The sequence below is a fragment of the Actinoplanes sp. NPDC004185 genome, assembly GCF_053603475.1.
Genome location: NZ_JBSGFR010000007.1, coordinates 55,459 through 81,884, shown reverse-complemented (window position 1 = coordinate 81,884; position 26,426 = coordinate 55,459). Strand labels below are relative to the sequence as shown.

General features: G+C 72.2%; 29 protein-coding genes. 8 read left to right on the top strand and 21 right to left on the bottom strand.

Translation table 11 applies throughout. From position 1 onward, the window contains the following. Positions 1-12: 12 nt before the first annotated feature. The 4 genes from ACWEOZ_RS09490 to ACWEOZ_RS09475 all read left to right on the top strand — a co-directional run bounded on the left by ACWEOZ_RS09490 (position 13) and on the right by ACWEOZ_RS09475 (position 3,543). Positions 13-1,368: a nucleotide sugar dehydrogenase gene (locus ACWEOZ_RS09490; RefSeq protein ID WP_451910262.1), complete on the top strand. Its 1,356-nt coding sequence runs from the start codon at positions 13-15 to the stop codon at positions 1,366-1,368. Next, positions 1,365-2,333 carry an NAD-dependent epimerase/dehydratase family protein gene (locus tag ACWEOZ_RS09485; protein WP_451910261.1) on the top strand — a complete coding sequence of 323 codons (969 nt, stop codon included), beginning with the start codon at positions 1,365-1,367 and terminating at the stop codon, positions 2,331-2,333. Before ACWEOZ_RS09490 ends, ACWEOZ_RS09485 begins: the two co-directional genes overlap by 4 nt. Next, positions 2,330-3,025, top strand: a complete 696-nt coding sequence (locus ACWEOZ_RS09480) for a hypothetical protein (protein ID WP_451910260.1) — start codon at positions 2,330-2,332, stop codon at positions 3,023-3,025. Before ACWEOZ_RS09485 ends, ACWEOZ_RS09480 begins: the two co-directional genes overlap by 4 nt. Positions 3,026-3,141: 116 nt before the next feature. Next, entirely contained in the window at positions 3,142-3,543 is a 402-nt protein-coding gene (locus tag ACWEOZ_RS09475; protein WP_451910259.1) for a hypothetical protein, read from the top strand. A gap of 30 nt (positions 3,544-3,573) precedes the next feature. Here the strand turns inward: ACWEOZ_RS09475 and ACWEOZ_RS09470 are convergent, their stop codons facing one another. Genes ACWEOZ_RS09470 through ACWEOZ_RS09450 form a run of 5 tightly spaced genes read right to left on the bottom strand, consistent with a single transcriptional unit; the run spans position 3,574 to position 7,658 of the window. Then, positions 3,574-4,767, bottom strand: coding sequence for a hypothetical protein (locus ACWEOZ_RS09470; RefSeq protein WP_451910258.1), 1,194 nt, complete (start codon positions 4,765-4,767; stop codon positions 3,574-3,576). Further along, positions 4,764-5,114: a hypothetical protein gene (locus ACWEOZ_RS09465; protein ID WP_451910257.1), complete on the bottom strand. Its 351-nt coding sequence runs from the start codon at positions 5,112-5,114 to the stop codon at positions 4,764-4,766. The genes ACWEOZ_RS09470 and ACWEOZ_RS09465 overlap by 4 nt, the downstream gene beginning before the upstream one ends. Continuing rightward, positions 5,111-6,004: a hypothetical protein gene (locus ACWEOZ_RS09460; RefSeq protein WP_451910256.1), complete on the bottom strand. Its 894-nt coding sequence runs from the start codon at positions 6,002-6,004 to the stop codon at positions 5,111-5,113. The genes ACWEOZ_RS09465 and ACWEOZ_RS09460 overlap by 4 nt, the downstream gene beginning before the upstream one ends. Further along, on the bottom strand, positions 6,001-7,344 hold the full coding sequence (locus tag ACWEOZ_RS09455; RefSeq protein WP_451910255.1) for a hypothetical protein: 1,344 nt from the start codon (positions 7,342-7,344) through the stop codon (positions 6,001-6,003). The genes ACWEOZ_RS09460 and ACWEOZ_RS09455 overlap by 4 nt, the downstream gene beginning before the upstream one ends. Next, positions 7,341-7,658 (bottom strand): chorismate mutase, encoded by a 318-nt coding sequence (locus ACWEOZ_RS09450; RefSeq protein ID WP_451910254.1) that lies wholly within the window; start codon positions 7,656-7,658, stop codon positions 7,341-7,343. The genes ACWEOZ_RS09455 and ACWEOZ_RS09450 overlap by 4 nt, the downstream gene beginning before the upstream one ends. A gap of 660 nt (positions 7,659-8,318) precedes the next feature. Between ACWEOZ_RS09450 and ACWEOZ_RS09445 the strand changes: the two genes are divergently transcribed. Continuing rightward, positions 8,319-8,672: a hypothetical protein gene (locus ACWEOZ_RS09445; RefSeq protein ID WP_451910253.1), complete on the top strand. Its 354-nt coding sequence runs from the start codon at positions 8,319-8,321 to the stop codon at positions 8,670-8,672. Here the strand turns inward: ACWEOZ_RS09445 and ACWEOZ_RS09440 are convergent. Continuing rightward, a complete protein-coding gene (locus ACWEOZ_RS09440; protein WP_451910252.1) occupies positions 8,659-9,318 on the bottom strand; it encodes a hypothetical protein in 660 nt (219 codons plus the stop codon). The genes ACWEOZ_RS09445 and ACWEOZ_RS09440 overlap by 14 nt on opposite strands. 69 nt (positions 9,319-9,387) lie before the next feature. On the opposite strand from ACWEOZ_RS09440, the gene ACWEOZ_RS09435 reads away from it, so the two are divergent. Beyond that, positions 9,388-10,263: a transglutaminase-like domain-containing protein gene (locus ACWEOZ_RS09435; protein ID WP_451910251.1), complete on the top strand. Its 876-nt coding sequence runs from the start codon at positions 9,388-9,390 to the stop codon at positions 10,261-10,263. Between the two features lie 3 nt (positions 10,264-10,266). On the opposite strand, the gene ACWEOZ_RS09430 is transcribed toward ACWEOZ_RS09435, so the two are convergent. The 4 genes from ACWEOZ_RS09430 to ACWEOZ_RS09415 form a co-directional block, all read right to left on the bottom strand. Further along, positions 10,267-10,830 (bottom strand): DUF5709 domain-containing protein, encoded by a 564-nt coding sequence (locus ACWEOZ_RS09430; protein WP_451910250.1) that lies wholly within the window; start codon positions 10,828-10,830, stop codon positions 10,267-10,269. 57 nt (positions 10,831-10,887) lie between these two features. Continuing rightward, positions 10,888-12,129, bottom strand: coding sequence for a PP2C family protein-serine/threonine phosphatase (locus ACWEOZ_RS09425; RefSeq protein WP_451910249.1), 1,242 nt, complete (start codon positions 12,127-12,129; stop codon positions 10,888-10,890). Between the two features lie 67 nt (positions 12,130-12,196). Then, a complete protein-coding gene (locus ACWEOZ_RS09420; protein ID WP_451910248.1) occupies positions 12,197-13,096 on the bottom strand; it encodes an SDR family oxidoreductase in 900 nt (299 codons plus the stop codon). A 53-nt stretch (positions 13,097-13,149) separates the two neighbouring features. After that, complete coding sequence (locus ACWEOZ_RS09415) at positions 13,150-13,401, bottom strand: hypothetical protein (protein ID WP_451910247.1); 252 nt, start codon at positions 13,399-13,401, stop codon at positions 13,150-13,152. A 148-nt stretch (positions 13,402-13,549) separates the two neighbouring features. Between ACWEOZ_RS09415 and ACWEOZ_RS09410 the strand changes: the two genes are divergently transcribed. After that, positions 13,550-14,560 (top strand): SDR family oxidoreductase, encoded by a 1,011-nt coding sequence (locus ACWEOZ_RS09410; RefSeq protein WP_451910246.1) that lies wholly within the window; start codon positions 13,550-13,552, stop codon positions 14,558-14,560. Positions 14,561-14,565: 5 nt separating this feature from the next. On the opposite strand, the gene ACWEOZ_RS09405 is transcribed toward ACWEOZ_RS09410, so the two are convergent. The 7 genes from ACWEOZ_RS09405 to ACWEOZ_RS09375 all read right to left on the bottom strand — a co-directional run bounded on the left by ACWEOZ_RS09405 (position 14,566) and on the right by ACWEOZ_RS09375 (position 20,321). Next, positions 14,566-15,033: a hypothetical protein gene (locus ACWEOZ_RS09405; protein ID WP_451910245.1), complete on the bottom strand. Its 468-nt coding sequence runs from the start codon at positions 15,031-15,033 to the stop codon at positions 14,566-14,568. Between the two features lie 93 nt (positions 15,034-15,126). Further along, positions 15,127-16,245, bottom strand: a complete 1,119-nt coding sequence (locus ACWEOZ_RS09400; protein ID WP_451910244.1) for an alpha/beta fold hydrolase — start codon at positions 16,243-16,245, stop codon at positions 15,127-15,129. Positions 16,246-16,334: 89 nt separating this feature from the next. After that, positions 16,335-17,516, bottom strand: coding sequence for a serine hydrolase domain-containing protein (locus ACWEOZ_RS09395; RefSeq protein WP_451910243.1), 1,182 nt, complete (start codon positions 17,514-17,516; stop codon positions 16,335-16,337). A gap of 1 nt (position 17,517) precedes the next feature. Beyond that, complete coding sequence (locus ACWEOZ_RS09390) at positions 17,518-18,438, bottom strand: hypothetical protein (protein ID WP_451910242.1); 921 nt, start codon at positions 18,436-18,438, stop codon at positions 17,518-17,520. Between the two features lie 139 nt (positions 18,439-18,577). Continuing rightward, complete coding sequence (locus ACWEOZ_RS09385; protein WP_451910241.1) at positions 18,578-18,829, bottom strand: DUF3040 domain-containing protein; 252 nt, start codon at positions 18,827-18,829, stop codon at positions 18,578-18,580. 67 nt (positions 18,830-18,896) lie between these two features. Then, positions 18,897-19,229, bottom strand: a complete 333-nt coding sequence (locus ACWEOZ_RS09380; protein WP_451910240.1) for a hypothetical protein — start codon at positions 19,227-19,229, stop codon at positions 18,897-18,899. A gap of 69 nt (positions 19,230-19,298) precedes the next feature. Beyond that, the gene (locus ACWEOZ_RS09375) at positions 19,299-20,321 is read right to left on the bottom strand and encodes an SMP-30/gluconolactonase/LRE family protein (RefSeq protein WP_451910239.1); all 1,023 of its coding nucleotides are present in this window, start codon (positions 20,319-20,321) and stop codon (positions 19,299-19,301) included. A gap of 468 nt (positions 20,322-20,789) precedes the next feature. Between ACWEOZ_RS09375 and ACWEOZ_RS09370 the strand changes: the two genes are divergently transcribed. Next, positions 20,790-22,388, top strand: a complete 1,599-nt coding sequence (locus tag ACWEOZ_RS09370) for an LPXTG cell wall anchor domain-containing protein (RefSeq protein ID WP_451910238.1) — start codon at positions 20,790-20,792, stop codon at positions 22,386-22,388. Between the two features lie 24 nt (positions 22,389-22,412). On the opposite strand, the gene ACWEOZ_RS09365 is transcribed toward ACWEOZ_RS09370, so the two are convergent. The 4 genes from ACWEOZ_RS09365 to ACWEOZ_RS09350 are packed head-to-tail and all read right to left on the bottom strand — an operon-like array spanning position 22,413 to position 26,355. Next, complete coding sequence (locus ACWEOZ_RS09365; protein WP_451910237.1) at positions 22,413-23,216, bottom strand: ABC transporter permease; 804 nt, start codon at positions 23,214-23,216, stop codon at positions 22,413-22,415. Then, the gene (locus tag ACWEOZ_RS09360) at positions 23,216-24,097 is read right to left on the bottom strand and encodes an ABC transporter permease (protein ID WP_451910236.1); all 882 of its coding nucleotides are present in this window, start codon (positions 24,095-24,097) and stop codon (positions 23,216-23,218) included. Before ACWEOZ_RS09360 ends, ACWEOZ_RS09365 begins: the two co-directional genes overlap by 1 nt. 7 nt (positions 24,098-24,104) lie before the next feature. Further along, positions 24,105-25,313 (bottom strand): ABC transporter substrate-binding protein, encoded by a 1,209-nt coding sequence (locus tag ACWEOZ_RS09355; protein ID WP_451910235.1) that lies wholly within the window; start codon positions 25,311-25,313, stop codon positions 24,105-24,107. 28 nt (positions 25,314-25,341) lie between these two features. Further along, positions 25,342-26,355: an ABC transporter ATP-binding protein gene (locus tag ACWEOZ_RS09350; RefSeq protein WP_451910234.1), complete on the bottom strand. Its 1,014-nt coding sequence runs from the start codon at positions 26,353-26,355 to the stop codon at positions 25,342-25,344. Between the last annotated feature and the right edge of the window lie 71 nt (positions 26,356-26,426).

Sequence of the window (26,426 nt, the reverse complement as noted above, 5' to 3'; positions counted from 1 at the left end):
AAGGAATGGCACATGCCGCCCACAACCATCGGCGTCGTCGGCCTCGGCTACGTCGGGCTGACCCTCACCGCCGCCCTGGCGGACAAGGGCTTCGTCGTGCACGGCTCGGACGTGTCGCCCGGCGTGCTGGAGACGCTGTCGCACGGCCGGTCGCACATCTTCGAGCCCGGCGTCGAGGAGGTGTTCGCCGAGCACATCAACACCCGCATCCAGGTCGGCACCGAACTGCCGCCGGACACCGTCGAGGTGGCCGTGATCAGCGTGTCGACGCCGGTCGACGACACCACCCGCCGGCCCAACCTGGCCAACCTGGCCGCCGCCGCCCGCAGCGTCGCCGCCCGGTGCGCCCCGGGCACGCTGGTCGTGGTCCGCAGCACCGTGCCGGTCGGCACCAGCCGCCGGGTGGTCCTGCCCGAGCTGCGCGCGGCGTGGGGTGACGACGTCAAGCTGGTGATGGCCCCGGAACGCACCATCCAGGGCCAGGCGCTGCGCGAGCTCGTCGAGCTGCCCCAGGTCATCGGCGGGCTCGACGAGGCCAGCCTGCGGGCCGGCGTCGAGTTCTTCAGCGGCCTGGCCCGGACCATCGTGGAGGTCTCCGACCTGGAGACCGCCGAGCTGGTCAAGCTGTCCAACAACTGCCACACCGACCTGATCTACTCGTTCGGCAACGAGATCGCGCTGATCGCCGAGCGGCACGGGCTGGATCCGCTGGAGGTCATCCGGGCGGCCAACGCGGACTACCCGCGGCCGGACCTGTCCAAGCCCGGGTACGTCGGCGGCGGGTGCCTCTCCAAGGACCCGTACATCATGATCGACAGTGCCGGCGGCCGGGAGCCGTTCCTGGTGGGACGGGCCCGCGAGCTCAACGAGTTCATGCCGGTGCACGTGGCCGAGACCGTCGTGCGGATGCTGCAGGAGACCCGCGGCGAGACCCGGGGGGCGCGGCTGGCGGTGCTCGGCTGGGCGTACAAGGGCTGGCCGCCCACCGACGACATGCGCGGCACCCCGATCGCGGCGATGATGCCGGCCTTCTCCGCCGCCGGGATCACCGTCACCGGCCACGACCCGATGGTCACCGACGACGTCATCCGCCAGTACGGCGGCGAGCCGGTGAGCCTGGACAAGGCGTTCGCCGACGCGGACGCGGTGCTGGTCATCAACGACCACCCGGACTACCGGGCGATCCGGATCCCGGACATCCTCGGCGAGGCCCGGCCGGCCTTCATCTACGACTCGTGGCGGGTCCTGGACGCCGACGCGGTCACCGCGGCCGGCATCCGCTACGCCGGCCTGGGCTACCTGCCGCGCCTCAACTCGGCGGTCACCGCCGTCTCGGCGGCTCCGGCTTCCTCGGCGGTGACCGCATGAGGGCTCTGCTGCTCGGCGGGGCGGGCTTCATCGGCCTGCACCTCGCGCGCCGGCTCGTCGCCGAGGGCCACGAGGTCACCATCGTGGACGACTTCTCCCGCGGCCGGGAGGACCGGGACCTGAACGAGTTGCGCGCTGCTCCCGCCGTACACGTGATCTCCGGTGATCTGACCGATCCGGTCACCTTCGCCGGGCTGCCGCACGGCTGGGACCAGATCTACCTGCTCGCGGCCGTCGTCGGCGTCCGCAACGTGGAGGCCGACCCGGCCCGCGTGGTCCGCGTCAACACGCTGTCGGCGATGCACCTGCTGGACTGGGTGGCGCCGGGGGAGCGGGTCTTCTTCGCCTCCACCAGCGAGGTCTACGCCGGTGGGGTCGACGCCGGCGTCGTCGCGGTGCCGACCCCGGAGGACATCCCGGTGATGATCTCCGACATCACGGCACCCCGCTTCGCGTACGCGGTCAGCAAGCTGCTCGGCGAGGCGGCGTTCCTGCACACCGCCCGGGCCAAGGGCTTCGACGCGGTGGTCGGCCGCTTCCACAACGTGTACGGCCCGCGGATGGGCGCCGACCACGTGATCCCGGAGATGTCGCTGCGGGCGATGCGCGGCGACGACCCGTTCAAGGTGCCGGGCGCCGACCAGTTCCGCGCCTTCTGCCACGTCGACGACGCGGTCGAGGCGATGCTGCGGCTGATGGCGGCCCCGGCGGCGGCCGGGCAGATCGTGCACATCGGCAACGACCGCGACGAGACCAACATCGGCGACCTGGCCAAACTGGTGCTGCGGCTGGCCGGGGTGAGCCCGGCGATCGAGCCACTGGCCGCCCCCGCGGGCTCGGTGCCGCGCCGCTGCCCGGACCTGACCCGGCTGCGCGAGCTGACCGGCTACGAACCGGCGGTGCCGCTGGAGGAAGGCGTCCGGAGCACCTACACCTGGTACCGCGAGAACGGATGGCCGTCATGACGGAGAGACCACCGATCTGCTTCTACTACGGCGACAAGCACCTCGACGAGCTGGCCACGTACCCGCGGGTGGTGCTCCAGCCGGAGTTCTACACCCCGCCGGAGCTGGCCCAGCTGGCCGACAAGGGCGTGCAGACGCTGGGTTATCTGTCCCTGTCGGAGGACCAGGGGCCGCCGGCGCCGTGGCAGCGCCAGGAACGCAACCCCGACTGGGGTGGCGCGTTCGTCGAGGTGGGCCACCCGCTGTGGGTGGAACACGTGGTCGGTCAGGCCAAGGACGCGATGGCCGCCGGCTTCGCGGGACTGTTCATGGACACATTGAACGTGGAACTGACCTACCCGGAGGACGTCCCGCACCTGCTGACGCTGGTCGCGGCGATCCGTACCGAGGCCGAGCCGGGCTATCTGCTGGCCAACCGGGGGTTCGGCATGCTGCCGGGACTCGCGGAACTGGTGGACGGGGTGGTCTTCGAGTCGTTCTCGGCCCGCTGGACGGACGAGGGCTACGCGCCGTGGCCGGCGGACGTGCTGGAGTTCCACGCCCAGATCGCCGAGCAGCTGCTCCAGCTGGAGGTGGACCTGTACGCGCTGGACTACGCGGACTCCCCGGGTCTGACCGACTTCGCGATGCGGCGGGCCCGGCAGTTCGGCATGCAGTGCGTGGTGAGCGACCGGGCGCTGTCCCGGGTCTGATTCGCTGTCCCGGGTCTGACTCGTTTTCCCGGGTCTGACCCGAGTGGGGCCCGGCTTGCCGGCCGGGCCCCCGCTTCGCCCGGAAAAATGTCAGAGGGTGACGGCATCATCGGGGTATGGCTGAACCCGCCACCCCGTTGCCGCATCCACGCCTGGAGTTGTCGCTGGTGGAGGCTCGCACGCGTTTCGTGCAGCTCGCCCGGCTCGCCGGCCTGACCAACCAGACCACCGTCGTGACCGAGGACGGCCGCCCGCTGGCGGCGATCGTGCCGATGGGAGCGACCTGTCCCGCCGCCCTTCCTGACACTGACCGGCCCAACCCCGCCGCCGCCGGCTGGATCAGGCGGATCGACAAGCTGCGTGCGGAGTTCCGGCGGCAGCATGGCGGGCTGGAGCAGGCGCTGGAGGACGCGTGGCAGGAGCTCGACCGGCTGAGCCCGCCGGGCACCGACAAGCGGGTCGACGGTCTGCGCGCGGCCCACGCCGACCTCCGCCGCCGCCCGGGTCCGACCGGGTGAGCCCTGACCGCCTGATGTGCTGAGCCCGGCTCAGCGGACGAAGAGCAGAAACAACCCCGCCCACGTGTAGCCGATCATCAGCAGCACCACCGGCAGTTCGTCGGCCAGCGTGGCCAGCGGCGGGCGTTCCGGGGCCGCGGTCAGCGCCATGTCGTGGGCCACGACCACGCCCAGCACGTGGCCGGCCAGGATCAGGGTGATCTGCGCCGCGGCGATCACGCCCGGTGCCGGAGCCACGTTCCACTCCACGCCTCCGGCCACACCCCACTGCTGCACCGCCAGCAGCACCCCTCGGGGAGCTTCGACCAGCAGCAGCGACAGGTAGTGGGCCAGCGTGTAGCCGACCGCGATCGGGATCAGGGAGGCGGTCACGTCCAGCCGCCCGGACAACACGCGGACACTCACCAGCACGATCGCGCACAGCAGGATCAGCCCGGCACTGCCGTACAGGATCGGGTGGCCCGCCCGCTGCAGGAAGGCCGCCCAGACCGGCGAGCCCGACGCGCTGTCGAAGATCGTCGAGCCCCACCACACCGCGAGGAACGCGGCCAGGCCGGGGCCCGGCACGGTGCGGGCCACGCCGGCCAGCGGGTTGCGGTGGCGCAACGGGCTCAGCCGGCCGGCCAGCTCCGAGTAGACCTCGAAGCAGTCGCCCCGCGCGAACCACTCCTCCCCGCGCACCGCCGCGCAGGCCAGCTGCACCAGCCCGTACCCCAGCAGCCAGCCGCCCACCACGACCGGCTGGCCGCGGTGCGGCGCGACCAGTTCGAGCCAGACGAACGCCAGCAGGGCGACCGCGGCGGGCCATCGGCTCGCCGGTCCCGGGGCGAGCGGCCGCAGGCCGGTGGCCGGCAGCCGCAACAACCGGAACAGCGTGCGCAACGGGTTGACCGGCCGCCAGACCGGTCCGAAGACGACGCTGACCGGCACCAGCCCCACCCACAGCCACACGAACAGCGCATGCCCGGCCGGATTCTCCGGCCCGCGCGGCCCGAGAAGCGCGTTGCCGACGATGTACAGCGCCACCGCCAGCACGAGCCACCGCAGTCGGCTCTCCCGGACCGGTCGCTCGGATCCATGGGCGAGGCGCAGGCGCGGGCGTTTCCACCAGACCGCCACGACGAGGAACGAGACCACCACCGTGGCCGCGCCCGCCTGCAGGACCAGGTCGAGCGGCAGGGGCAGGTCCTGCGATCGGCCGACCCCGTGGGCGAGGACCGTCACCGCACCTCGAGCTGCACCAGCAGCGTCTCGGGGTGCGCCTCGACGTCGAACAGGCCGCTGCGGTCGGCCACGAAACTCACGCAGCCCGGGCTTGCCGGCTTCGCCTCGGTCTCCAGGTCGTACCCGTGGACGTGCACCTCCGCGTCCGCGTCGGCCTCCACCCGCAGCAGCACCGAGCTGCCCCGCGGCACCTTGACCCGGTGCGGCGCCGGCTCGGCCCGGCCTTGCCTGACCGCCGCGGTCACCACGACGCTGTCCGGCGCGGCGGAGGCACAACCGGTGGTGGCCGGCTGGGCGGCAGGGCTGCTGCAGCCGGCGAGCAGCACGACGACAAGCAGGCGTTTCACGCGCGCTCCCCGGCGGGCGACCGCTGGGCGAGGGTACGCAGCGCCGAGGCGCCCGCCACCGCCACGCCCACCCCGGCCCCCAGCGTCACCACCACCAGCAGGCGCTCGACGACGGCCGGGCCCGCGAACGGCAGCACCGCCCGGTGCAGCGAGGTCACGTCGGGCAGCACGAAGACCGCGGTCAGCGCCGCACCGGCACAGATCGCGAGCACCCCGGCGGGCCGGCCCCGCAGCACCGCCACCGCTCCGCCCACGATCAAGGGCCAGTTCAGCAGGTTGATCCCGCAGGCGCTGAGGAAGGTGCCCAGCAGCGGCGCCGACTCGACGGCCATGGTGGAACCGGCGACATGCACCACGGACGCGGCCATGGCGGCGAGACCGGCCGCGGCCAGCGCCAGGTCGGGGCGGCGCAGGCGACGCGACACCAGGGGTACGGCCACAGCCGTCACCAGCACAGCCGCCCACCACGGCGCGGGCGTCGGGGGCTGTTCACCGATGAACTCCCCGGTGACTGTCACGGGCGTACCGCCGGCGTCCAGGACCAGGGACCAGGCTTGCGTGCTTCCCGCGCGGACCTTGCGCCCCTCGGGGGTGCTCCTGGTGTCGATCCAGGTCAGCTCCTGTCCGGGCGCGACAACCGCCGGCGTCGCCCGGCCGCCACCACTGGGCACGGTGACCGGGGTCGCCGTGCCGTTGCGCAGCCGCAGCCGGGCGCCGTCCTCGATCGCGGTGATCACCAAGCCGGGCCGGGCCGGTGTCACGGCGACCACCCGGCTGCGGGCGTCGGTGGCGGTGAGGCCTCCGGCATGGGCGGCGGCCGGCGAGGCCGCGGTCAGCAGCAGTCCACTCGAGACCAGGAGCAGGAAGCCGAGATGGCGCAGCAGCCTCACGACGCCGGCACACCGGTCCGGGAATCGTCGTCGGCCGCGGCGGCGGCGGAGCCAGCCTGCTTATCGGCCCCCGCAGCGGTCGATCCGGGCGCTGCCGCTTCACGTGCCGCCGCTTCGGGCGCCGCCGCTTCGGGTGCCGCCGCTTCGGGTGCCGCCGCTTCGGGTGCCGCCGCTTCGGGTGCCGCGGCTTCAGGTGCCGCAGGAGAAATCGTGGCGGCGGATGCTGCGGCCGGCGTGGGGGTCGGTGTCCCGGTTGGCGTTCCGGCCGTTTCCGCGGCCGGCGTTCCGGCCGGTGAGCCGGTCAGGGGCGCGGCCGGCCCGGGAGCCGGCTGCACCCGGCGGGCGACCAGCGCGGTCAGCCCACCCGTGATCGCCACCAGCGTCAGCAGACCGCTGACCATGTGCACGTTCCATCCGACGCCGACCGTCTGCGCGGCGGCCACGAGCACCGCGCCCCACACGATCAGCGGCGCCACCAGGCCGGCCGCGAACCAGCGGGCGTCCGCCGACCACCGCACCAGCCGACCGGCCAGCCGCAGCACCAGCTCGGCCCCGGCCGCCGCGCCGGAGACCGTCAAGGCCAGCCACCAGCCGGCGTCGGTCGAGAACATCAGGTGCATCAGCACCGCCGGCACCGCCACCAGCAGAGTCGGCACGCCGATCGGCAGCCGCCAGCGCCGGCCCATGATCAGGATCGGCAGGAACAGCAGCACCGTGCTGAACAGGTACCCGTGCATCACCTGCGCGTCGAACGAGAAGATCCGGACCCGGCCGTCGCCGGGCTCGCCGAAGTACATGGTGCCCAGCGCGGACGCGTGCAGCGAGTAGATGTGCAGGGGCAGCACCGACAGCAGGGCCGAGATCGTGGCCAGGGTGCCGTCCGCCACCGACAGGCCGCGGCCCGGCCGGCCGGCGAGCATCAGGGCCGGTCCGGCGGCGACCAGGGCCATGCCCAGGATGATGAACTCGTGGCTGGGGCTGACGAAGATCTCCAGGCCTTGCTCGATGCCGAAGACGTTGTGCCAGAGCGTGTCGACCCCGCCGCCGACCAGCAGCAACGCCATGCCGGCGAGCGGGATCCGCAGGGCGTTGGGCAGGGCCAGGACCGTGCTGTACGTCGGGATCACCGGCAGCCGCGGCCGCATGAGCCACACCAGCGTCAGCCCGGAGACGGCGATGCCGGAGTAGAGCACCCCGTGCCACGGCGTCCAGAACGTCTCCAGCTCGGGCGTCGTCGCATGCGCGTACGCGTCGAGCTGCAGCCCGCTGACCAGCCAGGCGCTCGCGACGAGCAGCACCCACCGCTCCCGCGCACCGAAAGACCCCACGGACTTCGTCACTCGATCACTCCCTTGTCCGACGGGCGGGCCGTGACCCGGTGGTGCTCGGTGAGCTCCATGTCGATGAAGGCCTGAATCATCGCCCGGTAGATCCGCTCCACGACGTCCGGATCCCCGCCGGCGGCCGTGGCCTGCGCCCGGGCCCGGGCGACGACCTGCTCGACCCGCCCGGGCGCCTGCACGGCGCGCGCATCCCGCTTGAGGGGGGCGGCCTGCCGCACCAGGCTCTCGCGACGGGCCAGCAGCCGCACCAGGTCGGCATCCACGGCGTCGATCGCCGCCCTGATCTCGTCCAGCGACGTCGCATCGACCATGTCGGACATCCTCCCACGCCCACCGAACCGGCAGGGGGCACCGGGGTCGGCGGGGTGCGGGGGCTGCGGGGTGGGGAGGCTGCGGGGTGGGGAGGCTGCGAGGTTGGCCGGGCCGCGGGGTGGGAGGCGGGGGCGGGGCCGTGGGGTGGGAGGCCGGGGGTGGGGCCGTGGGGTGGGAGGCCGGGGGTGGGCCGTGCTGCAGGTGGGAGGCCGCGGGATGGGCGGAGCTGTGGGGTGGGCGGTGCTGTGGGGTGCGGAGGCCGCGGGCTGGGGACGCCGCGGGGTGGGTGGTGCTGTGGGGGTGGGGAGGGCCGGGGAGTCGGTGGGGCCGCAAGCTAAGGACGCCGCGGGGTAAGGCGGTGCTGTGAGAGGCGGAGGCCGGGGAGTCGGCGTGGCCGCGGGCTGCGGACGCCGCGGGGTGCGGTGCCGCAGGGTGCGGAGGCCGCAGGGTGGGTGGTGCTGCAGGGTGGGCGAGGCCGCGGGATGGGCAGGCCGCAGGTTGCGGAGGCCGCTGGGTGGTCGGGGCCGCGGGCTAAGCAAAGGCCGAGAGGCCGCCAGGGCCGCGGCGAAGCAAGGCGCTGGTCAGCAGGGCCCCGCGGAAGCAGGACCGCGGGGAAGCACGCCGGCCAAGCCTGGCGGCCCGTTCGTACCATGCCGCGGATGGATCATCCCCGGGTTCGATCGAGGCCGCTGGCCGGACTGTGGGCCCTCGTCGTCGGCGGGCTGCTCCTGGCCGTGCTGCTCGTCGTCCTCGATCCGGTCACCACGCAGCGGGACTGCCCGAACCACGGCGGCAACGGCAACGCCAGCGCCTTCCCGAGTCCCATCTGGGACCTCCTCTTCCCTCTGCTGACCCTGCTCTGGGTCAGCTGCGTCATCGCCGAGCAGTGTCTGGCTGAGACCTGGCAGGGACACTCCCGGCTCGAAGGTGCCGTCCGGGCCTGCGTGGCCGTCCTCGGGTCGATTTTCACGGCCTTCGTCACGGTCGTGTCGTTCGCGGTCATCTGTCGATGAGGTGCACGCGCTCCACCAGCCCTCGCCGGGCACTCACCGCACGCTGCAGCTCCAGCGGCGGCACCCGGATCTCGTGCCCCTCCCAGCGCACGACCTCCAGCCGCCCGGCCGCCACCGGCCCGAAGTCGGTGATCTCGGGCTGATCGGCGCCCGGCCCGACCCCTGCGACCCACTCCACCCGCGCCCCGAGCATCGCCCGCCCGAACCACCGGCAGAACCAGTCGACCCGGGCGACCGGCTCGATCAGCCCGTCCAGCAGCAGGTCACCGACCCGCTGGGCGTCCGCGTCGGCCACGACCAGGTCGAGGTCGACCGGCGTGATCGGCAGGCCGCGGACGGCCAGGGCCGCGCTGCCGGTCAGCCACCAGTCCACCCCGGCGCCGTCGAGCCGGTGGCAGACCTCGGTGACGGCGCGCGGCCAGGGGACCGGGTCGAGTCCGGCGATCTGGCGCAGAGCCGGCTCGATCAGCCGCTGGAAGTTGGCCCAGGCCTCGTCGAGGTGGGCCGTCTCGGTGGGGAAACTCCTGCTCCAATGACCGTCAGCGGCGGTGAAGGCCGCCTTGCGGACGGCCGGCACCAGCTCGCCGGGGACGTCGAGGAGCCGGAACTCGGTCGTCCGGCCGTTGTCGTGTCGTCGGTGGCGCACGGGAACATCCGACCACGGTGGTACGACAAGAATGCTTGACCCGGCCCCAGGGGCGGACGGTTCGGTGGGGTGATCGCGACACGGGAGGAGACGGTGATGGTCACCGAATGGGTGGAGCCGGGCGTCATGACGGCTGCCGGCAAGTACGCGAGCCTGCTCGACGGGCTGCCGGCGGACGCAGGAGGGATCGCCCGGGTCGTGCAGGGCCTGCTGATCCACGAGTTCTGGGCCGACGCGTACGGTGTGACGCTGGCCGAGCCGGACCGTGACCGGGTCAACCTGCGGCGGGTCGAGCAGGTCCTCGACGCGGTCACCGCGCGCGACGACCGGCCGCTGGACGTGCCGCGCGCGCCGGAGCAGCGGATCGCCACGAACTGCCGGGGGTTCTCGGTCATGGCTGTCGCCCTGTTCCGGGCGCGGGGTGTGCCGGCCCGCGCGCGGTGCGGCTTCGGAGCTTATTTCAAGCCCGGCTGGTTCGAGGACCACTGGGTGGCCGAGTATCTCGACGGCGGCCGGTGGAAGCTGCTCGACGCGCAGATCGACGAGGTGCAGCGCAAGCATCTCGGGCTCAGTTTCGATCTGACCGATGTGCCGCGGGACCAGTTCGTGATCGCCGGGGACGCCTGGACGCGGACCCGGGCCGGTCAGGCCGATCCGGACCGTTTCGGGCTGACCGTGATCGACGAGGCCGGGGCCTGGTGGATCGCGGCCAACCTGATGCGGGACGCGGCGGCGCTGGACAACGTGGAGGTCCTGCCCTGGGATCTGTGGGGCGCGATGCCGGAGCCGGCGGACACCGTCGACGTGGCGCTGTTCGACGAGCTGGCCGCCGCGACCGCCGGGCCGTCCATGGCGGACGTCCGGCGGCTGCTGGGTGATGAGCGGTTGCGGGTGCCGGCCGAGGTGTTCAACGTCCAGCACGGCCGCAAGGAGGCCCTGGTCTAGGGCCTAGCGGTATCCGGGCGCCTCGGTCTCGTGCACGGCCAGCTCCTCGGCGCTGGCCCCGCCGCCGGCCGCGCCCGCGTCGTACGCCACGTTGTCCGGCTCGGTGTCGTAGCCGTAGCCCTCGTCCGGTTCCACCAGCCGGCCCACCGGTTCCGGTGAGGTGCCGTCGAGCTGACCGTGGTCGTAGAGGGAGACCGGGGAGTCCGGGTCGGAGGTGGGGCTCTCGCCGTACACGTCGGCGTCCAGGCGGGCCTGGGCCGCGCCCTGCTCGTCGATCGCCTCGTCGGCCAGCGGGCCGGGGGATTCCAGCGGCTCCTCCGGCTGGATGTCCGGCTGCTCCTGGGCGAGGCGGTAGTCCAGCGACTCGCCGGCGCGCTGTTCCTCCGCGGTGGTGCCGTACCGGTCGACCGCCATCGGGTGGTCGGCGGGCAGCGCCGCCGGGTCCGGGCCGTCGGCCCACCGACCGGTCTCGACGTCGTCGTAGGCGGTCGAGTCGTCGTCCGCGGTGCCGGGCAGGCCCTCGGCCTCGGGGTCGGACACCGGGGTGGGGTAGTCGTTGTCTCGCATGCGGGTTGCGTACCCGTTCGGCGGACAGCCATGCATCCGGACGTACCGGACAACAGGTCAGGGCGCGGGGAGGTCGAGCGGCGCGCGGGCCGGCGCCGCGACCGGCTCGGCGTCGGGGTGCGCGGGCGCCGGGCTCAGCCACTGCGCGATCAGGATGGTGGCGTCGTCCTGCAGGGTGCCGTGCTGGTACTCGAGGATGGCGTGGACCAGCCGGCGGGTGGTCTCCGGCAGAGGTACGTCCTCGGCGACGGCCCGGCCCGCGAAGCTCACCAGGCGGTCGAGGCCGAACTCCTCGCCGCCGGGGGAGCGCGCCTCGGTGATGCCGTCGGTGTGCAGCAGCACCATGTCGCCCGCGACCAGCTGCTCCTCGACGACCGCCGGCGCCCGCTGATCGCCGAGGACGACCGGCAGGGCGGTGGGGGTGGGCAGCACCTTGACCACCCGGCCGCGGCGCAGCACCATCCCGCTCGGGTGGCCCGCGGAGATCACTCGCAGCCGGCCGGTGCGCTGGTCCAGCTCCGCGAGCACGGCGGTGATCAGGCCGGACCGGTCGTGGTCGCGGATCGCGGCGTCGATGTGGTGGTACGTGGCGATCAGGTCAAGATCAAGACGACGGGCATTGCGGTACGCCGCCAGGGCCAGCGACGCCAGCATGACCGACCGCATGCCGCCGGCCGACCCGTGCCCGGTGGCGTCGAACAGGGCCAGATGCGCGATGTCGCCGTTGACCGCGTAGTCGAAGGCGTCCCCGCCGACGTCGTAGCAGGGCTCCAGCACGCCGCTGATCATCACGTGCCCGGTGGAGAACGACAGGGGCGGCAGCTGGCTGCGCAACAGCTCCGCGGCCAGCTGCATCGGCTTACGACGGCGTAGCTTCTCGATCTCGTCGCTGTACTGGGCGCGGGTGATCAGCAGCTCGGCGAGCAGCGAGGCCAGGGTCATGCAGTCGTCGACCGCCCGGTCGTCCAGCGGCGTGCCGGCGGCGACCTCCAGCACGCCGAGGCGCTCGACCCCGTCGAGGATCGGCACCCACAGCCCCGCCCCGTCGTCGGCGGGGCAGGGGACCGATCTCGTGAACGCCCGCCCGGCCCGGGTGCCGTCGATGGTCAACGGCTCCCGGGCCGGGGTCGAGCCGTCCAGCAGCGGCCGCAGCTCGCGCTGCTGGTGATCGACGACGTAGATCACCACCGCGGTGGCGCCGACCTGCGGCGCGACGCGCATCGCCATCTCCGGCAGGTCCTGCGGGCGGGCGTGATGGGCCTCCTGCAGCAGTTGCCGCAGTGATCCCAGCCCGCTCATGCCGATCCCTTCGCCGTCCGTCCTGGGTGATCGTTCCCAGACGGCGACTTCCTCAACCTCGCGCGACTCAGTTCAGCGGCTTGCCGCCGGTCACCGCCAGCACCTCACCGGTGATGTAGCTGGACTCCTGCGAGGCGAAGAAGACGTACGCCGGGGCCAGTTCGGCCGGCTGCCCGGCGCGGCCCATCGGGGTGTCCTCGCCGAACGACTCGACTTTCTCCTTCGGCATGGTCGCCGGGATCAGCGGGGTCCAGATCGGGCCCGGTGCCACGGCGTTGACCCGGATGCCCTGCTCGGCCAGGCCGGCGGCGAGCGCCCGGGTGAACGCCACGATGCCGGCCTTGGTGGTGGCGTAGTCCAGCAGCTCAGGGGTGGACTGGTACGCCTGGATCGACGCGGTGTTGATGATCGTGGAGCCCGGCCGCAGGTGCGGGACGGCCGCCTTGCTCAGCCAGAACATCGCGTACAGGTTGGTCTTCATCACCCGGTCGAACTGCTCGGTGGTGATGTCGGTGATCCCGCCGGGCTGGGCCATCTGGTACGCCGCGTTGTTGACCAGGATGTCCAGCCCGCCGAGCTCACCGACCGCCTGCTCGACAAGCGCGGTGCAGTGCTGCTCGTCGCGGATGTCGCCCGCCACGGTGACCGCCTTGCGGCCCGCCTTCTCCACGAGCTGGGCGGTCGCCCGGGCGTCCTCCTCCTCGTCCGGCAGGTACGCGATGAGCACGTCGGCGCCTTCGCGGGCGAACGCGATGGCGACCGCGCGCCCGATCCCGGAGTCACCCCCGGTGATGAGCGCGCGCTTGCCGGTGAGCCGTCCGCTGCCCCGGTAGCTGTCCTCGCCGTGATCGGGCTCGTCGTCCATCTGCCGGGTGACGCCGGGGTGTGGGATCTGCTCGCTGTCCTGCTGCTCCGGACCCTTGAACTGCTCCTGCGGGTCCTGCTGGGCGTACTGGTCCTCGGGCACGGTGCCATCCTTTCGACGAAGCGGATGACCGCGGTTTCCCCCGGGTACAGCGACTATGCGCGGTTTCCGGAACTGCCGACCGACTGCCGGACCACCCGGCGCGCCCAGCGCATCCGCTCGGCCGCCAGGTCGGGGTGTTCGCCGAACTCGTACGCCATCCGGGCCGAACAACCACGCGGCCCGTCCTGCCGCAGCAGATCCGTGACCGTCCGGTCGACGATCGCGGTGTCCTTGACGTCCGCTGCCTGCAGATCCGAGGCGAACAGCGCCTCGGCGCGGGTGACGTCGTCAGCGGACTCCTGCATCTCCTTCACCTCCTTTCCCATTCCGTGGTTCAACTGTGCCCCGGCATCGGCCAATCCCCACGCGGCGGTGAGGGCTGACACAGCCCCGCGGGCGTAGCGGGGGCCGCACCGGGTAGGTCGCAGGGATCACTCTCCGGGAGGTAGTGCGATGTCCAAGTCCCTGTCCGAGCAGGTCGTCGTGATCGTCGGCGCGTCCAGCGGCATCGGCCGGGCCGGCGCGCTGGCCTTCGCGGCCCGCGGCGCCAAGGTCGTCTGCGCCGCCCGCGGCGCGCAGGCCCTGGACACTGTGGTCGGCCAGATCCGGCAGGCGGGCGGCAGCGCCGTCGCCGTGCCCACCGACGTCGCCGATCCGGCGGCGGTCCGGGCGCTGGCCGAGCTGGCCGAGCGGCAGTACGGCCGGATCGACACCTGGGTCAACGTGGCCGCGGTCGGGGTGTGGGGCCGGGTCGAGGACATCACCGACGCCGAGTTCGACCGGGTGCTGCGGGTGAACTTCCTGGGGCACGTGCACGGGGTGCACGCCGCGCTGCCGGCGTTGCGGCGGGCCGGCAGCGGCACCATCATCGGCGTCTCGTCGGCCGAGGGCGTGCGGGCCGTGCCGTTGCAGGCCCCGTACGCGGCCAGCAAGTTCGCCGTCCGCGCGCTCTACGACTGCCTGCGCTCGGAACTGGCGCAGGACGGCGAGCCGATCACGGTGACCACGATCCTGCCGGCGTCGGTGGACACGCCGTTCTTCGAGCACGCCCGCAGCAAGCTGGGCGTCATGGTCAAGCCGCCCCCGCCGGTGTACGCGCCCGAGGTCGTGGCCGACAGCATCGTCTACGCCGCGCGGCATCCCCGGCGCGAGATCCCGGTCGGTGGCGCCGCGGCGGCGCTGATGCTGGGCCAGCGGTTGTCGCCCGCGCTGACCGATGCGATCCTGTCGATCCGCCGCTTCGGGGTCTCGTCGCAGCGCACCGACCGCCCGGACAACGGCGTGGACAACCTCGACGCCGCGATCGAAGGCCCGGGGCAGGTGCACGGCAGTCACCCGGGGACCGTGCTGCGGCACAGCCCGTTCACCCGGCTGCTCGGCCGGCGCCCGCGCCCCGGTGACCTCGCGACGGCCCTGGTGCGCCTGCTGCACCGTGCCCCGGGGCGGGACGGTGCGCCGGCCTGACGTGGTCACAGCCTCGGGTGCGCCTCCTCGATGGTCGGTGCGTTCAGGTACAGCAGCAGGGCCTGCTGGTCGCCCGGGTCGAGGTCGGCGAAGCGCGCGTACGCGAGCCGCCGCGATCGTGTGGTCTCGGCGGCGAGCAGCGCTGTGATGGCCGCCCAGGAGAGCGTCACCAGGTGGAACAGGCGGCTCTCCTGCAACGGGGGCAGCCGGCTCAGCTCGCCGAGCGCGGTCACGGCGGCGTCCTCGCTGCGGGCCCGCAGCGCGAGCTCGAAGACCGCCCGGGCCCGGTACGGGGTGCAGCCCCAGGCCAGCGCCTTGAGCTGGGTCACGGACATGCCGTGCACCCACAGTTCCGCCGCGCGCGGCGAGGCCGGTGGGCTGCTCAGCGCCCGGCCGTGCAGGTAGCGACGCATCTTGAGCGCGCCGGCCCGGGTCGCGAACGACCGGGCGGGCGGCCTGACGGAGTAGTTCATGGACCGTGCCTCACTGTGTCGGGGATGGAGTGACGGCACCCCACGCGGGGGGCGGGCGCGTGGGACGCCGTCACCTCTTGCCGGCTCGCCGTCTCAGGCGAGCTTCGTCGCGATCCAGTCGGCGACCTGGGTGGTCGTCGCGAAGACCGCGCCGTCATGGTTGGCCCCGCTGACCGGGACGAAGTCCACGGTCACCGTGTGGTAGGCCCGCAGCTGCTCGACCAGCACGTCGGCGGTGAGGAAGTAGGGGACCGCCTCGTCGTCGGTGCCCTGCACGAGCAGCACGGGTGCGGTGGGGGCGGTCTGCGCCGGGTTGACGTGGGCCGACAGCTTGGCGATGACCGGGTCCGGCAGCGTGCCGCCGACCAAAAGCTGCTCCGGCGTCAGCTCGTCGTAGGCGTCCAGGATCGGGTAGAGGCAGTCGGTCTGCAGGACGCCGGCCCGCTGCTGGGCCGGGGCTGCCAGCACCGAGTTCGGGTTGAAGGTGGGGTCGACCGCGCTGAGGCCGTACAGGGCCATCACCAGGTAGCCCTGGCCGGGCGTGCCGGGGACCAGCGGGGCGAAGATGTCGGCGTTGGAGACCGGGGCGATGGCCGCCACCCCCTTGAGGACCAGCGCGCCGTCGTAGCTCGGGGCCAGCTGACCGGTGAAGAGCGCGCCCTGCCCGCCCTGGGAGTGCCCGTCGACCGCGTACGCCGTGGTGAGCTTGTTGTCGAGGTTACGGGCGGCCTTGACGCTGTCGATCATGGAGCGGGCCTCGCTCAGGCCGACCAGGTACGGGTGGGCCGAGGGCGTGCCCAGTCCCGGATAGTCGGGGGCGGCCACGGTCCAGCCCTTGGCCAGCAACGCGGCGATCGCCGCCCGCGCCTCGGGCCAGAAGACCGCCTGATTGGCCGAGGGCGCGCACTTGTCGGCCAGTCCGGTGGTGCCGTGTCCCCACACCACCGTCTTGTTCTTCTTGTTGGTCTTCGGGGTGATGATCAGCCCGGTGGCGGTGATCGCGCTCCCGGTGATCGACGTGGAGACGTACGCGATGCGTTTCCCGGTCGCCAGTCCGGAGAGCTCGGCCGGCAGGGTCGCGGGAACGTTGAGCAGGACCGTGCCGGGTGCCACTGCTGCCTTGGCCGGTGAGCCCGCGAAGAACAGGATGGCGGTGCTCAGCAGAGCCACCTGGAAAGCGGCGACCCAGGCATGGAAACGGGCAGAGTTCATCTACGGATCCCTTTCGAGGACGGTGAATCCGGGCATGCGGGGGCCCGGACCGAATTGCGGAAATGGTGGAAAGGAGAGCGGAGAGCGGGTCAGGCGAAGTGGTCGGCGACCCGGCGCAGAGCGGTGATGGTCTCGCGGTCGCGGTGTTCGTCGTCCTGGGTGGGCCAGGCGCTGCACTTGACGATCACGACGTCGGCGGTGGGGTCGACGAAGAGGTACTGGCCGTGCACGCCGAGGCCGGTGAAGGCGTTGAAGGAGCTCTCGCCCAGGGTCCACCACTGGTTGGCGTACCCGTAGTGGTCGTAGCCGCTCGGGCCGAGCGCGCCCACCGCCAGCTGGGGCAGGTCGCTGCCGCGGCTGCGCCGCACCCAGTCGCGGGGGACGACCTGCCGGCCGGCCACCACGCCGTCGTTGGCCATGAGCAGGCCGAGCCGGGCGACGTCGCGGGCCGTGGCGTTGAACGAGCCGCCGCCGATGGCGGTGCGGGGGCGGGCCCGGGTGAGCCAGTAGTAGGCGTCGCGGTCGGCGCCGATGTGGCTCCACAAGCGCTCGGAGGCGTAGGAGGCGAGGCTGTGGCCGGTGGCGGCCTCCAGCACCCAGCCGAGGATCTGGGCGTCGAAGGTGGAGTAGTTGAACGTCTCGCCCGGCGCGGTGCGGCGCGGTGCGGCCCGGATGACCTCGGCCACGTCGCCGCCGCCCATGACGGCCTGCTCGAAACGCTTGATGCCGCTGTCCGGCACGTCCCACACCTCTGCGTCGCCGACCCCGCTGGTCATGTCGAGCAGGTCGGCCAGGGTGGACTCCTCGTAGGCGGTGCCGCGGAAGTCGGGCCGGTAGTCGGTTATCCGGTCCTTGACGCTGCCGATCGCGCCGTCGGCCAGCGCGATGCCGATCAGCATCGAGGTCACCGACTTGGAGATGGAGAACAGCTGCATCCGGCTGCGGGGGCCGGCGAAGGCGCCCGGGTACGTCTCGTGCACGATCTCGCCGCGGTGCAGCACCACGAAGGCCGTGGTGTAGGTGCGCCGGTGCAGCTCGGTCAGGGTGTGGTCCCGGTCGTCGAAACGGTAGGTCAGGTCGAGCGGGCACGGGCTCAGCGGCAGCGGCCGGTGCGGGCCGCCACGGGGCACGTACTCGGTCGGCATGAGCCAGTTCATGTGGGTGAACGTCCACTCGTTGAACGGCCGGCGCATGATCAGGTCGCCCTGCCGGTCCCACCACGACGGTTCCCGCGCGGCTCGCGCGATGCTCGGCTCGACGGTGCTGGTCATGTCAGTCCCCGCTGTCGTCGGAGGGGTGCTCGGCGGAACGCGGTGCGGGTGCGTACCGCTCGAACTCTTCGCGCAGCGTGAGGCCGCTCGACTCACCCGCGGGTTCGAGATAGCTGTTCATGATGGCCAGCACCGCCATGCCGATGAGGTTGTCCCGGGTGTGGTCGTCGCCGACGATGCCGGCGTTCGGGTCGCCGAGGTGGTGCACGGCGAAGCCCTCGGTGATCGCGGCCAGGATGTTGGCGAACTGGTCGATCGTGATGCCCTTGCGCAGCTGGTAGCCGCGGGCGGCGATGGTCGCCTCGTAGATCTTGGTCCACGGTCCGAGGGCGCCGGCGTACTGGTTGGCGATCGCGTCGTGGATGCCGTCGTTGCGGTCCGCCGTGGCCACCATGATGAGCTGCAGGCGGAACAGCGGCATCCGGCAGATGGCCAGCAGCTCGTGGTAGGAGGCCCGGTCCAGGGCGTTGGCGAAGTCCGGCTCGGTGCTGATCAGCCAGTCGCCGCGGGTCTCCAGGTCGGCGCCGTACTGCGGGTCGTAGTTCATCGCGTGGAACAGGAACGTCAGCAGGTCGTTGAGGTAGTCGTCGTGGCTGGCCCAGGTGGCCCGGTAGGGGCCGTCACCCTTCTGGCGCAGGAACGGCGGCTCGAGGCTCTCCATCTCGCGGGACAGCGCGCGCTCGGTGAGGAAGCGCAGGCCCGACCAGTACGGCTTCCGGCCACCCTCGTCGGTCGGGAACGCCGAGTCCTTGGCGCCGAGGTTCTTCTCGACCAGGTTCGCCCCCGCCTTGAGGTAGGAGGCGACCTTGGGTGAGTTCACCAGGGCGGCGCGGGTCGACTCCCGGACACCTTTGACTCGCGTCACGATGCCGGAAAAGTCCTGACAATAGGGGAAGGGGAGATCCTTCTTGCCGTACGTCATGAGTCGATTGTTGTCCGCGGGTGCCCGGAGACAAGTGCGCACGTGCGTAGTACTCGGAGTCTAGGCCTCGGGAATTCAGGTAATGTGCGGAATATGACGTTGGGTAGGTGAGTGATAACGCAGCGAAATCACAATCTCCTCATTTTCCGCTCCGGCTCCGGATCACGGCGATCAGGCCGGCCAGCCACGGCGCGATGGCGATGACCGCCCCCTTCGGACCCCCGAAGGCGATCAGCAGGACGGCGGCGGCGCACAGGACGATGCCGATCAGCAGGAGCGTGCGACCGCGGCGCTTGCCGGAATCGGTCTCGCCGGCGGCGAAGCGGGGATCCTCGCTCCGCAACTGGGAAACGATGCGGGCGAAGGCCCGGGACTCGTCGTTGTCGGGCACGTCGTCACCTCCCGGGCCGCGCTGGATCAGCCGACGGTACCCCCATCGCGCGTTCGTGGCGCCCGGCTCAGGGCCGGGTGTCGCCGAAAGCGATGCTCAGTACGGCATGCGCGACCCAGATCGCCTGCGCCTTGTTGTCGTACGGCCCGACCCGCAGCTCGACCGCCTTGTCGCCGAACAGCGCGCGCACCGTCCAGGCGTTCGGGTGGCGGTCGTCCTCCCGGCTGTGGTTGACGATGACCTGGCTGGCGCCCCGGATGTTGACCACCGACCACTTCTCGTCGCCGGTCGGCCAGGCCCGGAACCAGCCGGGGGCGACCGCGACGGCCTCCTTGCCGGCCTCGGCCAGCGCCCACTGCAGTTCCTCGGGAACCACGATGTCCGGTTGTGCGTGCGTCATCTCGCCGCCCTCGGTCGTCTTCGCGGGAACTCAGGATAACGGCAAAACGGTTGATTCCCCCTCTTATCCCTATGAGAGCGACACTCGGGCGATGGCCTTCTCGGTCAGGCTGCCCAGCCAGAGGGTGTCGCCGTGCTGACGGACGCCGGTCGCCATCACGTACCGGCCCGCCGGTCCGTGCAGCACGCGCAGCACCGTGCCCTCGCCGTCGACCAGGGCCGCCATCGAGTACGGCACCGGCTGCGGCTGCCACCGGGTCGGCAGGATCGCAGCGATGCGGCGCACCTGCGGGTGCGGCAGGAGCTTCTCGGCGAGCGCGACCCGCGGGCTGGCCAGGGCGATCCAGTAGGTGCCGTCGCCGACCGGCGCCATGTTGTCCGGGTACGCGGGCAGGTCGCCGAGCACCCGTACCGCGCCGTCCGGCAAGGACACCCGGACCAGGCGGTGCGCGACCGTCTCGCAGAGCAGCAGCGCGTCCTCCCGCGGGGTGAGAGCCACGCCGTTGGGGAAGTGGAAACCCTCGGCCACCACGTCGACGCGGCCGGACGCCGGATCGAACGCCAGCACCCGCCCGTTGGGCCGGTGCTCCAGCAGATCCCGGCGCCAGTGCGAGACCGGGAAGCGGTTGGAGCTGTCGGTGAAGTAGACGACGCCGTCGCGCGCCACGGCCGCGTTGTTGCAGAACAGGATGCGCCGGCCACCGGCCCGGTGGGCCAGATCGGTGACGGTGCCGTCGTCGGTCACCCGCAGCAGTCCCCGGTACGCGTCACAGACGACGAGGCTGCCGTCGCGGGGATCGACCTCGATGCCCAGCGGCCGGCCGCCGGTGGTAGCGAGCAGGTCCGGGGTGGTGCCGGCGTGCGCGTCCACGGGCCAGCGCCAGAGATGCCCGTCGTCCGTACCGGAATAGATCTGTCCCGCCGCACCGACCGCGACGTCCTCGGGACCGTGACCGGTGGGCACGGTCAGCAGTTCGACGTCGTCGAGCCGGGTGTCGGCGGGCGCCCAGGCGCCGGTGAGCTCGGGCGGCACGGTGGCGGGCAGCTTCACGGGCCGGAGCAACCAGGGTGCGGGCGGGCGGGGAACCGTCATCGGGTCATCGTGGCCTGTGGGTGGGCCCACGGCCAGAGCATGAAGTCTCGGAACATGTGCGCAAGTTCCGGAGTCCGGGGGTGTCCGGCGCGGCGTTACTGAACCGTGTAGGTGGCCGTGGCCTGATCAAATGCCTGCCTCTGCTGGGTAACGGCGCCTGACGAGGGCCGAAACATCACGGCAAACTTCCGGAACGAGTTGTTGACGTGCCCGGAAACGGGACCGAACAATGACGAGTGACGGCCGTCGATCACTGACCTGGCTGTCCCTGCGGTGCCGCGCGGTATGACGCTGCTGCCCGGCACGGAGGACGGCCCTCAGAGCGGGGCGTGGCGACCACCCAGCGCCACGCCCCGCCGCCGTACCCGGCGACGGGGGAGCCGAAGCTGACCGAACGGCGGGCTCGCCCGATGATCTTCCCCGCTTATGCTCACGCGGCTTTGTCGTTCACGGGGAGGAACCACCACCATGCGCCGCGCCCTGCACCGCCTGCTGACCGGATCGGCGGCAGCCCTGACGGCGGTCGCGGCGCTGGCCGTACCCGGAACGCCCGCGCTGGCCGCGGGCCCGGCCGTGCGGCTGCACTTCCCGGACCTCGCGGTGGCCGGGTCCGTGCCCAAGGCCACCCCGCTCTTCGCCTGGATCGACATGCCGCGGCGGCCGGGTGAGGCACCTGCCGCCTTCGACAAGATGACCGTCCGCGTGGACACCGCCGGCGTCGCCGACATCGCCACCGTGGTGGCGGCCGACGACTTCCAGCTCAGTGACGAGCAGTCCTGCGGCCGCAGCGGCACGGTCATCAGCTGCACCCTCACCGGGCATTTCCCGCTCGACCCGGGCACCAACCTGGTGCCCCTGCTGGCCCTGGAGGTCACGGCGAAGGCCGGCGCCGCCCAGGACGCTCACGGCAAGCTGGCCTTCAGCGCGCGGCTCGACGACCTGCCCGAGGTCACCACCGCGTCGACGGTGACCATCGGCGAGGGCGTCGACCTGGCCGGCGTCATCAGCGCCCCGCGCACCGTGGCGGCCGGCGCGAACGTCGACGCCGGCCTGCGCGTCTCCAACGCCGGGACCACGCCGGTCAAGAGCGTCGTGCTGGTCATGCTCGGCTGGGACCCGAGCCTGTCGCCGGGCGCCGGCTTCGGCAACTGCCGGTACGGCGTCCTGACCGTCTGCACCTTCGACGACGAACTGGCCGCCGGTACGACCTACGAACTGACCACGCCCATGCGGCTGAAGATCCCGGCCGACGCCGCGGCCGGTTCCCGGGCCGGCGCCCTCGGCGGCTGGTACACCCCGGCCGACTTCGAGGAACTGATCGACACCGCGCCCGGCCTCGACGAGGAGACGCTCGGCCCGAAGGGCACCGGCCCCGCCGCCGGGTTGCGGGCCGTGCCGGTCAAGGGCGCGGCGCGGGCCGCGGCGAGCCAGGTCGACACCGACCCGAAGAACAACATCCTGGTCAGCGAGTTCGTCGTCGGCGGCCGCCGGACGGACCTGGCCGCCGTCGGTGCCACCGTCACCGGCGAGCCGGGCGACAAGGTGCGGGCCCGCGTCGGCTTCGTCAACAACGGGCCGGGCACGCTCTACCACTGGACCTTCGACAACACCGACCCGTCGACCCGCATCGTGGTCCCGGCCGGGCTCGAGGCCGTCGGCGTCGACGAGCGCTGCTTCCCGATGACGTTCGAGGACGGTGAGGAGCCCGGGGACTTCACCACCGATCTCACCGGGGCGCCGGAATACCTGTGCCCGCTCGAGGACGGCAGGACCAAGGCCAAGGCGTCGTCCTTGTTCGACTTCACCTTCCAGGTGCGGGCGAACCCGTCCGCGGCGGCCGGCCGCGTCGTCATCAACGAGGAGATCTTCACCGAGTACCCGATCGACCGCGATGCCGGCAACGACACGGCGGCGATCACGGTGCAGCTCAGCGGCGGCCAGGGCGGCGGCCTGCCGGTGACCGGGGCCGACGCCGGCCTGCTCGGCGCGGGCGGCGCGCTGCTGCTGCTCGCCGGTGCGGCCGGCCTGCTGCTCGTGCGCCGGCGCCGGGTCCGGTTCACCGCCTGACCCGCGCAGCGACCCTCCGGCAGCTCAGATCCGGCCGCCGGAGGGATCGCCGGACAGCCGCTGGGCGATCGCGATCGGGATGACCGAGGCGATCACCAGGACCGTCGCCACGACGTTGACGACCGGGGCCTGGTTCGGCCGGAACAGGTTGTCCAGGATCCAGATCGGCAGTGTCGTCGTGCTCTGGCTCGCGGTGAAGCGGGTCACGATGATCTCGTCGAAGCTGAGCGCGAACGCCAGCAGCCCGCCCGCCAGCAGCGCCGTGCGCAGCAGCGGGAAGGTGACGCGCCAAAAGGTGGTGAAGCTGTCGGCGCCCAGATCCATCGACGCCTCCTCCAGGTCACCGCCGAGCCGGCGCAGCCGGGCTATGACGTTGTTGAAGACCACCACGACGCAGAATGTCGCGTGGGCCACCACCAGGGTGAGCAGGGACAGCGGCACGCCCAGGATCGTGCGGAAGGCGTTGTTCAGCGCGATCCCGGTGACGATGCCCGGCAGGGCGATCGGCAGGATCACCAGCAGCGACACGGCCTCGCGGCCGAAGAACCGGTACCGCTGCAGGGACATCGCCGCCAGCGTGCCGAGCACCAGCGCCACCGCGGTCGACAGCAGGCCCACCACCACGGAGGTGCGCAGCGCGTCCAGCGCCCCGGCGTTGTGCGCGGCGCGCGACCACCACTGCAGGGTGAAACCGGCCGGGGGCCAGCCGAACGCCCGGTCGCTGTTGAACGAGTTGATCACCACGACGATCAGCGGCACGTAGACCACGGCCAGCACGACGGCGGTGATGACGCGCAGCGCGACGCGCATGCCCCGGGTCAGGTACATCAGAGGTTCTCCAGGGCTCCGGCGCGCCGGGACAGGAACAGGTAGACGATCATGACCACCACCGGGACCAGGCCGACCGCCGCCGCCAGAGGCTGGTTGTTGGCCGCGCCGATGTTGTCGTAGACCAGATTGCCGAGGAACTGCTTGGTGCCACCGACGATCTCCACCGCCACGTAGTCGCCCAGCGACAGCGAGAAGGTGAAGATCGACCCGGCCACGACGGCCGGGAACACCAGCGGCAGCACCACCGTGCGGACCGTGCGGCCCGGCCGGGCGCCGAGATCCCCGGAGGCCTCCAGCAGCGAGTCCGGCAGGCGTTCCAGGCCGGCGAAGATCGGCAGGACCATGTACGGGAACCACAGGTACGCCAGCGTGCACACGGTGGCGGCCAGGCCGTACCCGGGCGAGCCGAGCCCGAACGGCGCCCCGGCCCAGTCGATCAGCCCGCCCCCGCCGAACATGCTGCGCCAGGCGTACGCCTTGACCAGGTACGACGCCCACAGCGGAAGCAGGATGCCGGCGACCAGCAGGGGTTGCCAGCGCCGGCGGGCCACCTTGGCCATGAAGAACGCCACCGGCAGGGCCAGCACCGCGTCGATGACCGTGACCAGGGCCGCCACCCCGATCGTGCGGATCGTGACCGAACGGTAGACGGAGTCGGTCAGCACCGTACGGATGTTGTCCAGCGTCCACACCCGCTCGATCGCCCCGGTGAACGTGTCGGTCGACCACAGGGCGGTGACCAGCAACGCGGCCAGGGCCCCGAGGTAGGCCAGCCCGAGCCAGAGCAGCGGGGCACCGAGCAGCAGGGTCAGTCGGGTGCGCGGCGAGCGGGTGAGCCGGGCCGAGAGCCGGCGCCGGCGGGTGTCCAGCAGCGTCACCGGCCGGTCAGCCCTTGATCCCGGTCCAGGCCCGGGTCCAGGCCGCATAGTCGGTGCAGGTGACGTCGGTGCGTCCGTCCAGGCACTGCGGGATCGGCGTGCTCCAGTACCAGATCTTCTCCGCGTACGCGGCGTCACCGGCGTGGTAGGTCTCGCAGAAGCTCTTGTCGGTGGTCAGCGCGCACGCCTTCTGGTTGGCCGGCGCCTCGCCGAAGTACTCGGCGACCTGGGCGTTGGCCGTCGGACCGACGATCCAGTTCATCCACTGGTACGCGCAGTTCGGGTGCGCGCTCTTGGCCGCCACCATCCACGTGTCGGACCAGCCGGTCGAACCTTCGGCCGGCAGCACCGCCTTGACCGGAGCCTTCTCCGCGGCCGCCGTGTTGACGATGACCTGCCAGGTCGTGCCGATGACCGAGTTGCCGCTCTTGAACGACTGCACCTCCTTGAGGTAGTCCGACCAGTACTCGCTGACGTGGGCCTTCTGTGCCTTGAGCAGGTCGACCGCCGCGGCGAGCTGCTTGTCGTCCAGCGCGTACGGGTTCTTGATGCCCAGCTCCGGCTTGGTGTTCATCAGGAACAGGGCGGCGTCGGCGATGTAGATCGGGGAGTCGTACGCGGTGACCTTGCCGGCGTACCTGCCCGCGTCGGTGAACACCGAGGCCCAGGAGGTGGGGGCCGGGTTCACCTTGTCCGTGCGGTACATCAGCAGGTTGGCGCCCCAGCCGTGCGGGACGCCGTACATCCGGCCGCCGACCGAGTTCCACGCCTTGTCCTTGAGAAAGCCGGTGACGTCGGCGTAGTTGGGGATCAGGGCGGTGTTCACCGGGGCCACGTCCCCGGCCGCGATCAGCCGCAGCGACGCGTCACCGGAGGCCGAGATCACGTCGTAGCCGCCGGTCCTCATCAGGGTCACGGCCTCGTCGGAGGTGCCGAACGTCTTGACCGTGGCCTTGCAGCCGGTCTGCTTCTCGAACGGGGTCACCCAGTCCACCGCCGGGTCGTTGCTGCCGTTCTCGGCGTACCCGGGCCAGGCCAGGATGGAGACGGCGCCCTCGCCGGCGCCGAGCTGCCGGAGCTGGTCGATCTTGGGTGGGGTGAAGCCGGACGCGCCGGGCGCCGGGGAGCTGTCCCCGGAGGACGTGCCGCAGGCGGCGGCGAGCAGGGTGACGAGGCCGATGGCCGTACCGCCGAGCAGTGATCTGGTGATGCGCATGGCCGAACCCTTCGCAGCGGGGGTGGGGTCAGGGGGTCTCCAGGGCCACGACGTCGCCGCCGCGGATGCTGACGTGGACGCGTTCGCCGCGGCGCTGGACGGCCGTCGCGGCGCCGGCCTCGGTGTTGGCCTCGCTCGCGGTGATCCGCGGCCCGGTCTCGAGGTCGACCAGGTAGCGGGTGGTCGCGCCGAGATAGACCACCTCGGCGATGGTGCCGGCCATCCCGGGCCCGGTCCGCGAGAGCCGGACCCGTTCCGGGCGCACCACGAACGTGCCGTCCTGCCCGAGGAGCTCGGCGGCGGCAGGACCGGTGAGCACAGTGGAGGTGCCGACGAAGCCGGCCACGAAGCCGGTGCGCGGCCGCTCGTAGATCTCGGCGGCGGTGCCGACCTGGGCGACCCGGCCGTGCTCGAACACGGCGATCCGGTCGCTCATGGTCAGCGCCTCCTCCTGGTCGTGGGTGACGAAGACGAAGGTGATGCCGGCCTCGCGCTGCAACTGCTTGAGCTCGACCTGCATCTGCTGGCGCAACTGCAGATCCAGCGCGCCCAGCGGCTCGTCCAGCAGCAGCACCTTGGGCCGCACCACCAGCGCGCGGGCCAGGGCGACCCGCTGGCGCTGGCCCCCGGAGAGCTGGCCGGGCTTGCGGTCGCCGAAGCCGGTCATCCGTACGCCGGTCAGCGCCTGCTCGGCCCGTTCGCGGCGTTCGGCCCGGCCGACCTTGCGCACCGCCAGCCCGTACTCGACGTTCTGGCGGACCGACAGGTGCGGGAAGAGCGCGTAGTCCTGGAACACGGTGCTGACGTCGCGCTGGAACGGCGCGGCGCCGGTGACGTCCACGCCGCCGAGCAGGACCCGCCCGGCGGTGGGCCGCTCGAAACCGGCGATCATCCGCAGCACCGTGGTCTTGCCCGACCCGGACGGGCCCAGCATGGAGAAGAACTCACCGTCGGCGATCGTCAGATCGAGGCCGTCGACCGCGACGGTGCTGCCGAAGGTCTTGTGCAGGCCGGTCAGGGTGATCGCCGGAGCAGTGTCCACGCAGGCCCCCGGTGACTGGAGAATTCCGCCGTTGCGGCGAAACCTATGGCGTCGCCGCGCGGAGCACAAGC